The sequence below is a fragment of the Citrobacter sp. RHB35-C21 genome, assembly GCF_013816515.1.
In the GTDB taxonomy this organism is placed as follows: Bacteria; Pseudomonadota; Gammaproteobacteria; order Enterobacterales; family Enterobacteriaceae; genus Citrobacter; species Citrobacter braakii.
Genome location: NZ_CP057148.1, coordinates 57438 through 71911, shown reverse-complemented (window position 1 = coordinate 71911; position 14474 = coordinate 57438). Strand labels below are relative to the sequence as shown.

12 protein-coding genes and 1 pseudogene are annotated in these 14474 nt (G+C 56.6%); 4 read left to right on the top strand and 9 right to left on the bottom strand.

All coding sequences use genetic code 11. The features are described from left to right. The first annotated feature begins 185 nt into the window (after positions 1–185). A complete protein-coding gene (locus HVZ39_RS25250; RefSeq protein ID WP_007372176.1) occupies positions 186–956 on the top strand; it encodes a siderophore-interacting protein in 771 nt (256 codons plus the stop codon). A 103-nt stretch (positions 957–1059) separates the two neighbouring features. Here HVZ39_RS25250 and HVZ39_RS25245 read toward each other — a convergent pair whose 3' ends face one another. From HVZ39_RS25245 to dhaK, 4 genes are all read right to left on the bottom strand, one after another. Beyond that, positions 1060–2709, bottom strand: a complete 1650-nt coding sequence (locus HVZ39_RS25245) for a glycerone kinase (protein WP_007372177.1) — start codon at positions 2707–2709, stop codon at positions 1060–1062. Positions 2710–2783: 74 nt separating this feature from the next. Further along, a complete protein-coding gene (gene dhaM / locus HVZ39_RS25240) occupies positions 2784–4202 on the bottom strand; it encodes a dihydroxyacetone kinase phosphoryl donor subunit DhaM (protein WP_007372178.1) in 1419 nt (472 codons plus the stop codon). 10 nt (positions 4203–4212) lie between these two features. Beyond that, positions 4213–4845, bottom strand: a complete 633-nt coding sequence (gene dhaL / locus HVZ39_RS25235; protein ID WP_007372179.1) for a dihydroxyacetone kinase subunit DhaL — start codon at positions 4843–4845, stop codon at positions 4213–4215. Between the two features lie 10 nt (positions 4846–4855). Further along, entirely contained in the window at positions 4856–5926 is a 1071-nt protein-coding gene (gene dhaK, locus HVZ39_RS25230) for a dihydroxyacetone kinase subunit DhaK (RefSeq protein WP_007372180.1), read from the bottom strand. 556 nt (positions 5927–6482) lie between these two features. On the opposite strand from dhaK, the gene HVZ39_RS25225 reads away from it, so the two are divergent. Then, positions 6483–7580 carry a glycerol dehydrogenase gene (locus tag HVZ39_RS25225; RefSeq protein WP_007372182.1) on the top strand — a complete coding sequence of 366 codons (1098 nt, stop codon included), beginning with the start codon at positions 6483–6485 and terminating at the stop codon, positions 7578–7580. Between the two features lie 261 nt (positions 7581–7841). Here the strand turns inward: HVZ39_RS25225 and HVZ39_RS25220 are convergent. Then, a pseudogene (locus HVZ39_RS25220) lies at positions 7842–8048 on the bottom strand (dihydroxyacetone kinase subunit DhaK); the annotation flags it as partial. 560 nt (positions 8049–8608) lie between these two features. On the opposite strand from HVZ39_RS25220, the gene HVZ39_RS25215 reads away from it, so the two are divergent. Beyond that, positions 8609–9706: a glycerol dehydrogenase gene (locus tag HVZ39_RS25215; protein WP_007372185.1), complete on the top strand. Its 1098-nt coding sequence runs from the start codon at positions 8609–8611 to the stop codon at positions 9704–9706. An 89-nt stretch (positions 9707–9795) separates the two neighbouring features. Next, the gene (dhaR, locus tag HVZ39_RS25210) at positions 9796–11721 is read left to right on the top strand and encodes a dihydroxyacetone kinase operon transcriptional regulator DhaR (RefSeq protein WP_009653098.1); all 1926 of its coding nucleotides are present in this window, start codon (positions 9796–9798) and stop codon (positions 11719–11721) included. Here dhaR and HVZ39_RS25205 read toward each other — a convergent pair. From HVZ39_RS25205 to HVZ39_RS25190, 4 genes are read right to left on the bottom strand one after another with little or no spacing between them, the layout of a single operon-like run. After that, on the bottom strand, positions 11699–12229 hold the full coding sequence (locus HVZ39_RS25205; protein ID WP_007372187.1) for a cob(I)yrinic acid a,c-diamide adenosyltransferase: 531 nt from the start codon (positions 12227–12229) through the stop codon (positions 11699–11701). The two genes, dhaR and HVZ39_RS25205, sit on opposite strands and share 23 nt — an antisense overlap. Then, on the bottom strand, positions 12230–12583 hold the full coding sequence (locus tag HVZ39_RS25200) for a glycerol dehydratase reactivase beta/small subunit family protein (protein ID WP_007372188.1): 354 nt from the start codon (positions 12581–12583) through the stop codon (positions 12230–12232). A gap of 16 nt (positions 12584–12599) precedes the next feature. Further along, the gene (gene dhaT / locus HVZ39_RS25195) at positions 12600–13763 is read right to left on the bottom strand and encodes a 1,3-propanediol dehydrogenase (protein WP_007372189.1); all 1164 of its coding nucleotides are present in this window, start codon (positions 13761–13763) and stop codon (positions 12600–12602) included. 22 nt (positions 13764–13785) lie between these two features. Further along, a complete protein-coding gene (locus tag HVZ39_RS25190) occupies positions 13786–14214 on the bottom strand; it encodes a heme-binding protein (RefSeq protein ID WP_007372190.1) in 429 nt (142 codons plus the stop codon). Positions 14215–14474 lie beyond the last annotated feature (260 nt).

Genomic DNA, 14474 nt, shown 5'->3' with positions numbered 1-14474 from the left:
CTTGCAAGTCTATAAAATAATTTTTGTTTAATTTAATGATTATTAATGGTTTTTATGGATTGCTGATAGCTGTTTAATCTCAAGCTGACTATATCAAAAAAGTGCTTGCAATCTTTTTGATTAGCAATCATTATCATTTAAAAATAAATTTAGATATATCGTATTATCTTCACGAAGGCGAAAAAATGACAAAAAACACCTCACGCTACCCACAGCGCGTGCGTAACGAACTACGTTTTCGCGAATTAACCGTGCTGCGCGTTGAGCGTATCGGCCAGGCGTTCCAGCGGATCGTGCTGGGGGGCGAGGCGCTGGATGGCTTTGTTTCACAAGGTTTTGACGACCACACCAAACTGTTTTTCCCGCAGGCGGGCAGCGTATTTACGCCGCCGGAAGTGACCGACGAAGGCATTAACTGGGGCGAGGGCGTGCGCCCGGCGACCCGCGACTACACGCCGCTGTACGATGCCGAACGCCACGAGCTGGCTTACGATTTTTATATCCACGATGGCGGTATTGCCAGCCGCTGGGCGCTGGAAGCCAACATCGGCGATAAGCTGGTGATCGGCGGGCCGCGCGGCTCGCTGGTGGTGCCGGAAGATTACGCCTGGCAGCTTTATGTCTGTGACGAGTCGGGCATGCCGGCGCTGCGCCGTCGCCTGCTGGGATTACGTCAGCTGCCGGTGACGCCGCAGGTGACGGCCATCGTCACCGTCGCGGATGCTTCGTATAAAGATTATCTGGCGGATCTCGACGGCTTTAATATCGAATGGGTGGTAGGCCACAACCCGGCGTTCGTCGCCGAGCGGCTGGCTCAGGTCAAGGTGCCGTCAGAAGATTATTTTATCTGGCTGACCGGAGAAGGCGGCGTGGTGAAATCGCTGCTGGCGCGCTTTGAGGAGCCGAGTATCGATCAGCAACTGGTGCGTTCGCAGGCGTACTGGCATAGCAAATAATCGGCAGTGTGGTAAACCCGGATGGCGGCGCGTTGCGCCTTCTCCGGGCTACCTTTCAATGGTGTTATGTCGCCCCGGTAAGCGCAGCGCCACCGGGTGAGGCTTAGCGTTCCGCCAGCGCCTTAAACACCATCGCCACCGCGTGGGCGCCGGGGTCCATATTGCCGAGCAGGCTCTCGCTATTGAGATAGGAGGCGCGTCCGGCGCCGGCTTTGCTCGACTGGCAGGTGCGATCCGCGCCGGCCTGCGCCGCGGCGAAAGCGGCCTGCAGATTATCCGGTTCGGCCAGCAGCGCCGCCAGCGCCGGCTGTAGAGCGTCAATCATCGTCCGGTCGCCCTCATCGGCGCCGCCGTAAAATTTCATCTGCCCCAGACCGGCGTTCAGCGCTTCCGCCATGCTGGCGCCTTGCTCCAGCTTCTGCCCGGCGGCGGTGAAGAAAATCGACATCAATACGCCGCTGGAGCCGCCCATCACCACCGTCAGGCGTTCGCCAATTAGCGCGAACAGCGTGGGTAAATCATTGAGCGGCAGTTGCTGGCGTTGCAATAGAGCGGCAATCTCACGCGCGCCAGCGGCGAAAGTGGAGCCGGTATCGCCGTCGCCCACTTTGGCGTCAAGCGCGTTGAGATGGGTTTCGAGGCCGGAGAGGGTGCTGGTCACCTGCGCCACGTAATCGCCCACCTGCGGGTTGGCCGATGGCGTAAAGGCGACGCGTGCGCTGGCGAGCGCGGACGGCATGATATTAACAGCCCGCGGCTGCACCGGCTTCTGCCAACTGGCGGTTTCGACATCCGACAGCAGCGCCTTTTCAATGCTCTCTTCCAGCACGATAGTGGTCAGCGAGAAGCCTTTCATATCCAGCGCCGTTACCAGCGAAGCCGGGCCAATCAACCAGTCAACGCGCGCATGGAGTGGGGTGTTGGCCAGCTCGCGGGTCAGAATCGCCATCTCGGCCACCGACACGCCGCCGAGATTATTGAGCATCACCGCCAGGCGGCCGGTTTCAGGTAGGGCGGCGGTCAGCTTCTCTACCATAATCTGCATGATTTCCGCGCTGTTATGGGTCGCGATCGTCGAGGCTCCCGGTTCGCCGTGGATGCCCATCCCCAGCTCGGCGTGGCCGGGCTGATGGCGCGGCGCGCTTTCCGCTTCCTGCGGCAGGTGACAGCTGGCCAGCGCCACCCCGATGCTGGCGGTATGGTTGGCGGCGTATTGCGCTTCACGCAGGACGGTGGCGAGGTTGAAGCCGCGCTCGGCGAAATAACCCGCCACCTTATGCACAAGAATAGTCCCGGCGATACCGCGCGGCTGTTTGTTATCCGGCAGCGAAATATCGTCGCCGACGATCAGCATCTCTACGTTATAGCCAAGACGGCGCGCTTTCTCCGCCGCGAGGCCGAAGTTAAGCCGATCGCCGGTGTAGTTTTTAACGATCAGCAGACAGCCCGCCTCGCCGGTCACCGCCTGAATCGCGGTGAGTACCGCATCGACGCTCGGCGAGGCGAACAGATCGCCGCAGACCGCGGCGGTCAGCATGCCTTTACCAATAAAGCCGACGTGCGCCGGTTCATGGCCGGAGCCGCCGCCGGAAATCACCGCCACGTTGTTTTTATTCAGATCGCGGCGTACCACTACACGGATCGCCGGGTCGCTCTCCAGGCGGGCGAGGTTGTTCCACGGGCTGGCAATAATGGTTCCCTCGATCACGTCGTTAACGAGGCTGGCGCGCTGGTTAAAAAAGAATTGAGACATAGTGGTTCCTGATCAGTAAGCGAAAACTCACCCTCCGGAGGCGGGCCCCCGGAGTGGTAACGGTCAAAGTGGATTTAGCGACGAATAAGACGTTGCAGACGCATATCGAGCGTGATGGCTTCGCCAGGCTGAATATCATTCAGCGCTTCGCCCTGCTGGCATAGCCAGGCGATCCCCGCCGCGCGGGCGATAATCGCGCCGTGGGCCTGTTCGCTGCCGTCGCGCAGGCACAGGCCGGTGACCTTGCTGGCATCCAGTTGGAGTACAGTCGAGGGATAAATATTGTCGGCGATAATAATCGTCGGCTCACTGGCGAATGGCAGCGTCTCCTTAATACCCTGCAGATGGCGCAGCGTGCGCTGCAGAATATCGTCGACATCGATATAACGGGCCTGCAGATAGGCGTCATCCAGCTGACGATACTGCTGGCTGAGCTCCATCAGCACTTGATGCCACGCCCATTCCGCCGAGCACTGTTCGGTGAGCAGGCGATCGTTGGCGGCATCAAACAGATCTTCATCGTCGAGCAAGGTGTGATGACCGGCGAAGATCGCCGCGATATCGGCGTTAAATTTGTGTTCCGCCAGCTCGGTGAGCGCATTGAGATCGGCCAGCGTCTGGTCGATCGCCTGGCGCAGGCGCTGCTGCTCGCGGGCGATGTCGGCGGCGGCGGGGAGCGCCGGTTGGATCGGCGCCTGCGGATAAATCATCGCGGCGCCTTCAACACGCGCAGGTATGGCGGGTTCCGCTGTCGGCTGCGCCTCCGGCGACTCGCCGAAGTTATCGGCGGCCAGCGCCTGAAACGCCGCCAGCGCCGCATCGGCGTCCGGACCGCGGGCCAGCAGGCGCAGCTTATCGTGGCGGCGCACCTGTAGCAGAGCGATTTGATTCAGACTGTCCGGGGTGACGCATTTGCCGTTTTTCTCCAGCACCAGGTCGGCGTTAAAACCCGCCAGCGCGGCGACCAGCTTTGATGCCGGACGCACGTGCAGGCCGTTGTGATTGTTAATAATGACTGAAACCGATTTAGCATCGCCGTCGTCAGCAAGCGTTGGGGCGGCGGCGTCAGGCGTGTGCGAAGGTAAACCCAGCTGAACCCGCTTGGCTTCCAGGGCGTTCATGGCATCGGCGATAACTTTGTCGATCCCGGCGCCGGAGGCGGCGCTGACGGTGGCCGCCAGCGTCCCTTCGACCAGCGGCGCGGCGCACAGCCGCACCTTTGCCGCCATCGCCGGATCGAGCAGATCGAGGGCGGTTTCGGCGCTGAGCAGGGCGCTGCCGATATCCATCATCACCAGAACATGGTCGGTATCGGCGACGGATTCGATCGCCTCCATGACTTTAATCGGATCGGTGCCGATCGGGCTGTCGGGATCGTCGATCCCGGCGGCGATCGCCAGCTTACAGCCATCGTTCATTAACATCTGCCGGGCCAGTTCTCCGACACCTTCGCCCAGCCGGGCGCTATGAGAAACAATAACCAGGTTTACCATCGCGATTTCCTTACTCTTTGGCGGCGGCAGCCAGCATCTGAACCATAAACAGCACCGAGGTCGCGCCGGGATCCTGATGCCCGATGCTGCGCTCGCCGAGATAGCTGGCGCGGCCTTTACGCGCCTGCATGGTGATGGTGGCGTGGGCGGCGCGCTCGGCCACTTCGCAGGCGGCATCCAGCGCGGCAGGGATAGACAGATGTTGCTCGCTGGAATGACGCAGGGATTCCACCACCGGCAGCCAGACGTCGCACATCGTCTTATCGCCCGGCTCCGCTTTACCACGGTTGACGACGCCGTCCGCGCCTTCGCGGATCATCTGATAAAGCTCGTCGAGGGTCAGGCTCTGATGCGCCTGGGTGACCTGGGCGGCGCGGATAAAGAAGGTGCCGAACAGCGGGCCGCTGGCGCCGCCGACGTTGGAAAGCAGCGTCATCCCGGTATTCTTGAGAATAAAACCGATGTCTTTATCGGCGATCGACGGCAGCTTTTCGACCACTTTGCTGAAGCCGCGATGCATATTGAGGCCGTGGTCGGCGTCGCCGATCTCTTTATCAAGGCCGGTGAGAAAATCGCTCTGTTTGGTGAAAATGTCGCCACAGCGGTACAGCCAGTCGACGATTTGCGTTCTGTTCAGTGACATGTCGTGCTCCTTATTTTCCCCAGTTCAGCGCTGGGGTATGGACCGGGGCGTCCCATAACGCCAGTGTGTCATCATCCGCTTTCAGCAGGGTGATGGAGAAACCCGCCATATCCAGCGAGGTGCAGTAGCTGCCGATGAGGTTGCGTTCAATCACAATGCCGGACGCTTCGCAGCGCTGGGCAAGGCGGTTGTAAACGCCGTACAGTTCGGAAAGCGGGGTGGCGCCGAGGTTATTGACCAGCGCGATAACCCGATCGCCGTTTTGCAGCGCGGTTTTGCTCTGTTTCACTTCCTGCCACGCTCCCTTGACGTTATCCCACTGGCGCAGCGTGCGGCTGTATGCGCCGTTTTCCAGCAGGGTATCGACCATCTCATCGACGGTTTGGTCGAGCGAGCTGAAGCGGCGGCGGTCGATACCCGGCTCGCCATGGATGCCGACGCCGAACTCCATCTCATCATCTTTCAGGGTAAAGGAGGGCTGTCCGGCGGCCGGTACGGTGCAGGCGCCCAGCGCGATGCCAATCGAGTGACCAAGGTTATTTAAACGGCGGCCCAGTTCAGCGCAGGCTTCCAGCGAGTCGCCGCGTTCGGCGGCGGCGCCGACCAGTTTTTCAATCAGCACGGTATTGGCGACGCCGCGGCGTCCGGCGGTATAGAGGCTGTCTTTTACCGCCACGTCGTCATCCACCACGACGGTGGTAACCTTAACGCCACTTTCGTGCAGCAGCTCGGTGGCGGTCTCAAAATTCAGGATGTCGCCGGTATAGTTTTTGATAATCAGCAGGACGCCTTCGCCGCCGTCAATCTGCATCGCGCATTCGAACATTTTGTCCGGCGTCGGCGAGGTGAAAATTTCCCCCGGACAGGCGCCGGAGAGCATGCCCTGGCCGATGTAGCCGCAGTGCATCGGTTCGTGTCCGCTGCCGCCGCCGGAGAGCAGCGCCACTTTGCCGGCGACCGGTGCATCAGCGCGGGTGACATAGACCGGGTCCTGGTGCAGCGTCAGTTCAGGATGCGCCTTCGCCAGGCCGATAAGCTGTTCACTCAGTACATCTTCCACACGGTTAATCAGTTTTTTCATTGTTTATGCTCCGTAGGGTAGGGGGAGGTCGCCTGTCTATAAGGGTAGCCCGGCGATGTAGTGATTCTGGCTGAGCGGGCGCAAAATAAAATGCCGTCAAAATTGGTTCCATAACGGAACGTAGAAAAGAATTTTTGTTCCTTTATGGAACATTAATTGCCGATAAACAGGAGAAATGCGAGCCAGCGCTAATAATTTGTCCGTTTTTTTCTGCTATCAGAAATGGGGCAAGGATGATTTTTTTCGCCATTGTGCCGCATTGAGGCGATTTTCTGCGTTAAAGAGGGGAGACGATAGCGGCTTTTTTGCCAAAATGATCCGATCGCGATCGCAATCCCATCGCTTTCTCAGTCACATTGTTTCAATGTGAAACGCATTATTTTTTTATCTGTTTCAGAACAGAACAAAAAAGGGAAAAATTTTTTTCGCCGCGGCTCGCCCTACAGTGGATGCATCGCTCCGGCAGCGTGGCTGTAAGCGCCATTGATATCAGGCGCCGCGGCATGACGGCCTGGGCTCACGTGTCAACATACGCACTTATTTGAGGGTGAAAGGAATGCTAAAAGTTATTCAATCTCCAGCCAAATATCTCCAGGGACCTGATGCCGCCATGCTGTTTGGCGAATACGCTAAAAACCTGGCCGACAGCTTTTTTGTTATCGCCGATGACTTCGTGATGAAGTTGGCGGGCGACAAAGTATTGAACGGCCTGCATAGCCACAATATTAGCTGCCATGCGGAACGGTTTAACGGCGAGTGCAGCCATGCGGAAATCAACCGCCTGATCGCCATTCTTAAGCAGCACGGCTGCCGCGGCGTGGTGGGTATCGGCGGCGGGAAAACCCTCGATACAGCGAAGGCGATCGGCTATTACCAGAAGCTGCCGGTGGTGGTGATCCCGACAATTGCCTCAACCGATGCGCCGACCAGCGCGCTGTCGGTTATCTACACCGAGGCGGGCGAGTTTGAAGAGTATCTGATCTACCCGAAAAACCCGGATATGGTGGTGATGGACACGGCGATTATCGCCAAAGCGCCGGTACGCTTGCTGGTGGCCGGGATGGGCGATGCGCTCTCCACCTGGTTTGAAGCCAAGGCCTGCTTCGATGCGCGAGCCACCAGCATGGCGGGCGGGCAGTCCACGGCGGCGGCCTTGAGCCTGGCGCGCCTGTGCTATGATACGCTGCTGGCGGAAGGCGAAAAAGCACGCCTGGCGGCTCAGGCTGGAGTGGTGACCGATGCGCTGGAGCGTATTGTCGAAGCCAACACCTATCTGAGCGGTATCGGTTTTGAGAGCAGCGGCCTGGCCGGCGCGCACGCGATTCACAACGGTTTCACCATCCTTGAAGAGTGCCACCATCTGTATCACGGCGAAAAAGTCGCTTTCGGCACCCTGGCGCAGCTGGTACTGCAAAATAGCCCGCTGGAAGAGATCGAAACCGTGATGGGCTTCTGTGAAAAAGTCGGCCTGCCGATCACCCTTGCCCAGATGGGCGTGAAAGAGGGTATCGAAAGCAAAATCCACGCGGTGGCGAAAGCCACCTGCGCGGAAGGCGAAACCATCCACAATATGCCGTTCCCGGTCACCGCGGATAGCGTCTACGCCGCCATCCTTACCGCGGACCTGCTTGGGCAGCAGTGGCTGGCGCGTTAAGTCTTTCACAAGGTTCTATGCCGCGGCGCATTGCGGCATCAACTCCTCCCTCCGGCAGCCGCTGCCGGAGGGTTTTGTCGTTTTAACTGTGTTAACTCCAGCGGAAAAGGGATATGACAGCTCAGACTCAGGGTGCGGAAAATGAAGTTTCAGCCGTTATCAGCCAGTCGTGGCATCGCTGCAGCAAATTTATGCAGCGTGAAACCTGGCAGGCGCCGCATCAGGCGCAGGGGCTGACCTTTGAATCGATCTGCCGTCGCAAATAAACCCAACGTGCGCGGGTTCGTGTCCTGAACCGCCGCCGGAGATCACCGCCACGTTATTTTTGTTAAGGTCGCGGCGAACCACGATGCGAATGGCCGGATCGCTCTCCAGACGCGCCAGGTTATTCCACGGGCTGGTGATAATTGTACCGTCGATCACGTCGCTAACGAGATGGGGGCGTTGATTAAAAAAGAATTGAGACATAACGGCTCCTCGAGGTTGAGTGTAAGACAAACCCCCGAATGCATGTTCATGGTGCGGAGGCGATAGAGAGATTCTGGCGAAGTCAGCATGGAAAAAAACAACACGAAAATGAGTTTCATTACGAAACGTGATTGCTGTTTTTTGTTCCGAAATGAAACTTAATTAGGCGAGAAATCATCACAATGCGAACTCGCTCGACTTTTTCCTCCTGCGATCAGAGCAGGCCACACGGCGCAGTCAGTCTTTTTTGCGGGGCTTTACCCAGGATGGCGCGTAATTGGGGAAATTTATCATCGTGTTTGTCGGTAATTTCGCGGTAACGGAACGGATCGAGATCGCAAATCTCATTATTTTTGTGGTTAAGCGTTCCAATATGAAACGCATGTCATTTTTATCTGTTCCATATCAGAACAAAATGACGAAAGATTTTTTTGTACACGCCTCGCCATACAGTTATTACATCGCTCCGGTACGTCCGCTTTCGCCGTCAACATCAGGCTAAACGGGTTAACGCCAGGGCTCACCATGTAAAAACATGTACTTATTTGAGGATGAAAGGAATGCTAAAAGTTATTCAATCTCCAGCCAAATATCTCCAGGGTCCTGACGCTTCTACCTTATTTGGTCAATACGCTAAAAATCTGGCGGACAGCTTTTTCGTGATTGCGGACGACTTCGTCATGAAGCTGGCGGGAGAAAAGGTACTCAATGGCCTGCACAGCCATGACATTAGCTGCCACGCGGAACGCTTCAACGGTGAATGCAGCCATGTTGAAATTAATCGCCTGATTGCCATTCTGAAAAAACACGGTTGCCGCGGCGTGGTTGGGATTGGCGGTGGGAAAACGTTAGATACCGCCAAAGCAATTGGTTATTACCAGAAGCTGCCGGTAGTGGTGATCCCGACCATCGCCTCAACCGATGCGCCAACCAGCGCGCTGTCCGTTATCTATACCGAAGCGGGTGAGTTTGAAGAGTATCTGATCTACCCGAAAAACCCGGATATGGTGGTGATGGATACCGCAATTATTGCCAAAGCGCCGGTACGTCTGCTGGTGGCCGGGATGGGCGATGCGCTCTCGACCTGGTTTGAAGCGAAAGCCTGTTATGACGCTCGGGCGACCAGCATGGCGGGCGGGCAGTCCACCGTGGCGGCGCTGAGCCTGGCGCGCCTGTGCTATGATACCCTGCTGGCGGAAGGCGAAAAGGCACGCTTAGCCGCCCAGGCTGGCGTGGTGACCGATGCGCTGGAACGTATTGTCGAAGCCAACACCTACCTCAGCGGTATCGGCTTTGAAAGCAGCGGCCTTGCGGGGGCACATGCCATCCATAACGGCTTTACGATTCTGGAAGAGTGCCACCATCTGTACCACGGTGAAAAAGTCGCCTTTGGTACGCTGGCGCAGCTGGTGCTGCAGAACAGCCCGATGGAAGAGATCGAAACCGTGCTGAATTTCTGTCAGAAAGTGGGCCTGCCGGTAACGTTAGCGGAAATGGGTGTGAAAGACGACATTGACGGCAAGATTATGGCCGTGGCTAAAGCCACCTGCGCAGAAGGTGAAACTATTCACAATATGCCGTTCCCGGTGACGCCTGAAAGCGTACATGCCGCTATTTTGACGGCAGACCTGCTGGGACAGCAGTGGCTGGCGCGTTAATCGGGCACAGGTAAATTTACCCAGCATCTTCTCCCCCTCTGACAGTCTCTGCCGGAGGGGTTGTCTATGGCAAAACAGCGGAAAGGGATATGACGGCGCACACGCATAGCATCGGGCAGGAAGTCTCTTCGGTTCTCGCCCAGTCCTGGCATCGTTGCAGCAAGTTTATGCAGCGGGAAACCTGGCAGGCGCCGCATCAGGCGCAAGGGCTGACCTTTGAGTCGATTTGTCGTCGCAAGACGGCGCTGCTGACGATTGCGCAGGCCGCGCTGGAAGATGCCTGGGAGTTTATGGACGGTCGTCCGTGCGCACTGCTGATTCTGGATGAATCAGCCTGTATTCTCAGCCGTTGCGGCGATCCGCAGACGATAGAACAGCTGGCGGAGCTTGGATTTCGCGACGGCAGCTATTGCGCGGAAAGCATTATCGGCAGTTGTGCGCTGTCGCTGGCGACGATGCCGGGGCAGCCGACAAAAACCTCTGGCGCTCAGCACTTTAAACAGGCGTTGCATCCGTGGTCGTTCTGCTCGACGCCGGTGTTCGATAACCATGGGCATCTGTTTGGCTCCATCTCATTGTGCTGTCTGGTAGAACATGAGTCCGTTTCTGATTTATCCCTGACGCTGGCGATTGCCAGAGAAGTCGGCAATTCATTGCTGACCGACAGCCTGCTGGCAGAATCCAACCGCCATCTGAACCAGATGTACGGGCTGCTGGAGAGCATGGATGATGGCGTGATGGCCTGGAATGAGCAGGGGGTGTTGCAGTTCCTCAATGCGCGCGCGGCGCTGCTTTTGCATCTCGACGCGCAGGCCAGCCAGGGCAAAAACATTCACGACCTGCTCAATATGCCCATGCTGCTGCGTCGGGCAATTAAACATGCCCGCGGTCTGAATCACGTCGAAGTCACTTTTGAAAGCCAGCACCAGTTTGTTGATGCTGTTATCACCCTGAAGCCGATTGTTGAGGAGCAGGGCAACAGCTTTATCCTGCTGCTGCACCCGGTGGAGCAAATGCGTCAGCTGATGACCAGCCAGCTTGGTAAGGTGAGCCACACCTTTGAGCAGATGTCGACGGACGATCCGGAAACCCGACGCTTGATCCATTTTGGTCGCCAGGCGGCAAGGGGGAGTTTCCCGATCCTGCTGTGTGGGGAAGAGGGCGTAGGGAAAGAGCTGCTGAGCCAGGCCATTCACAATGAAAGCGAACGCGCCAGCGGACCGTATATTGCCGTGAACTGTCAGCTGTATGCCAACAGCGTGCTGGGGCAGGATTTTATGGGCAGTGCGCCTACCGATGATGAAAATGGTCGGTTGAGCCGCCTTGAGCTGGCGAACGGCGGCACGCTGTTTCTGGAGAAAATTGAATATCTGGCACCGGAGCTGCAATCCGCGCTGTTACAGGTGATTAAGCAGGGAGTATTAACCCGTCTTGATGCCCGTCGGCTGATTCCGGTGGATGTGAAAGTGATCGCCACCACTACGGTTGATCTCGCTAATCTGGTGGAGCAAAACCGCTTTAGCCGCCAACTGTATTACGCGCTGCACTCTTTTGAGATTGTTATCCCGCCGCTACGGGCGCGGCGTAACAGTATTCCCTCGCTGATTTATACGCGACTGAATAGCCTGAAAAAACGCTTCTCATCCAGCCTGAAGATCGACGACGACGCGCTGGCACAACTGGTGGCTTATTCGTGGCCGGGCAATGATTTCGAGCTGAACAGCATTATCGAAAACATCGCTATCAGTAGCGATAACGGGCATATCCGGCTGAGTAATTTACCTGATTATCTGTTTGCCGAGCGTCCCGGTCTGGAGACCGCGTCTTCCCTGCTGCCAGCCAGCCTGACGTTTACCGCTATCGAAAAAGAGGCGATTATCCATGCCGCCCGTGTCACCAGTGGGCGAGTACAGGAGATGTCGCAACTGCTGAATATTGGTCGCACCACCTTGTGGCGTAAGATGAAGCAGTACGACATCGACGCCAGCCAGTTTAAGCGCAAACATCTGGAGTAGTTTCTTCGATTCTGGCCATGGAGAACAGCGCATCCGACAGCCGGTTGATATAACGCCTGGGTTCATCGCGTAACGTCAGCTTTTTGTCCATCGCGATGAGGATCCGCTCCAGCCGCCGTGCCAGGGTGCGCGCCACGTGTAGTTGTGCCGATGCCAGATTTTTCCCCGGAATGACAAATTCTTTCAGGGGGCCGCTCTGCGCCATATTGCGATCAATAAGTTGCTCCAGCGCCTGAATATCCTCGGCGTTAATCGTCTGCGTTAAGCGGGCGAGACCTTTCTCATCGCTGGCGAGTTCCGCCCCCAGCACAAACAGCATCTTCTGGATGGCATGCAGATCCTGGCGTAATTCTGCCTGGCGCGAGCTGGCATAGCAGACGCCAAGCTGGGAAATCAGTTCATCCACCGTACCATAGGCGTTAACGCGGATGTCGTCTTTGTCGATACGGCTGCCGCCAAATAGCGCGGTCGTGCCTTTATCACCGGTTCGGGTATAGATGCGATACATTTATTTTATCTCGCTGAAGGGAAGCACTTTGACCAGTTGGCCCGCATTGGCGCCGAGCGTGCGGATGCTGGCTATCCCAGCGGCGATATGCCCGCAGACCAGCGCCCGATCCTCGGGTAGCTGGGCGTGGGTTAGGGCAATATCACCACTGGCGCTGAGGCCGAGACCCACGCGTAGCGTTGAGCTTTTAGCCGCCAGCTTGCTGAGGGCCAGCGCGCAGTCATGCTCGTCGCAACAGATTGTCCGGCAAGGGACGCCTTGCTCTTCCAGCCCCCAGCATAGTTCATCAAGCACGCGCGTATCCTGCCAGCGTGAGTGATAAAACAGATGTACGCCCGGTGATGAAAGTGACATTGCGCCCCCTTATTGATCAGAATGCCTGACGGAAGATCCCGGCAATTTCTTTCTCGTTACCTTTACGCGGGTTGGAGAAGGCATTGCCGTCTTTCAGCGCCATTTCCGCCATATACGGGAAATCGGCTTCTTTGACGCCCAGCTCGCGCAGATGCTGCGGAATACCGATATCGGCTGACAGGCGAGCGATGGCGCGAATCGCCAGCTCGGCAGCATCCATGGTGGACAGACCGTCAGTGTTCTCACCCATAAACTCCGCGATGTCGGCAAATTTCTCCGGATTAGCGATCAGGTTATAGCGCGCCACGTGCGGCAGCAGGACGGCATTTGCTACGCCGTGCGGCATGTCGTACAGACCGCCAAGCTGATGCGCCATCGCGTGAACGTAGCCAAGGTTGGCGTTGTTGAAGGCCATACCCGCCAGCAAAGAGGCATAGGCCATATTCTCGCGAGCTTTCAGGTTGCTGCCCAGTGCTACGGCCTGGCGTAAGTTGCGGGCGATCAGACGAATTGCCTGGATAGCGGCGGCGTCGGTAACCGGGTTGGCATCTTTTGAAATATAGGCCTCAACGGCGTGGGTCAGGGCGTCCATTCCTGTTGCCGCAGTCAGTGGCGCAGGTTTGCCGAGCATCAGCAGTGGGTCATTAATGGAAACCGACGGCAGGTTGCGCCAACTGACAATCACAAACTTCACTTTGGTTTTGGTATTGGTCAGCACGCAGTGACGGGTGACTTCGCTGGCGGTACCGGCGGTGGTATTCACCGCGACGATCGGCGGCAGCGGATTGGTCAGGGTTTCAATCCCGGCATAGCTATAGAGATCGCCTTCGTGCGTCGCCGCGATACCGATGCCTTTACCGCAGTCATGCGGGCTACCACCGCCGACGGTAACGATGATATCGCATTGCTCTTTACGAAAAACGTCCAGGCCGTCGCGCACGTTGGTGTCTTTAGGGTTTGGCTCGACGCCGTCAAACACCACCACGTCAATACCGGCTTCACGCAGATGTTCGAGGGTTTTATCAACCGCGCCGTCCTTAATGGCTCGCAGACCTTTATCAGTCACCAGCAGCGCTTTTTTACCGCCCAACAGTTTGCAGCGTTCGCCCACGACGGAAATAGCATTCGGGCCAAAAAAGTTCACATTTGGCACCAGGTAATCAAACATACGATAGCTCATAATTTACCTTCTTAGATTTAAATTATAATTCAGAGAAACAATTCAGTGCGGTTTGCGCTAATAACATGTCTTGTTCGACAGTACCGCCACTTACGCCGACAGCACCGATTAATTTATCGTTTAACATGACAGGTAAGCCGCCACCAAAAATAACGATCCGCTGTTGATTCGTTAGCTGTAAACCATATAGTGACGCACCCGGTTGTACCGCGTCGGTAATTTCATGGGTCCCCTGCCGCAGACAGCAGGCGGTATACGCTTTATTAAGAGAAATATCACAGCTGGTGACGAACGCGTCGTCCATGCGTTGCATCAGCAGCGTGTTGCCGCCGCGATCCACCACGGAAAAGACCACCGGCACGTTGATCTCAAGCGCTTTAGCCTCGACGGCCTGCGCCATTTTTTTCGCCGCCGCCAGCGTAATGGTGGCGATTGGTTGGCTCTTATTCACAGTCTCTCCTGAAAATGTTGTAGGGCTGATGTCACGAAAATATCGCGATACAGCTATTTTTTATCATTGGGTTTGGCTTTATTTTCTCGCCGCGCGTTATTAAGTCAATAGGGTGAAAATTTAAAAAGTATTAATTTAATTTTGTGTATTAGTGTTTATTGATAATGATCATTTAACTTCGTCACAATTCGCTACGAATATTCCTGAGAACCGTTTCAATATGGAACGATGAATTTTTATTACGTGCCAAATTGGAACGA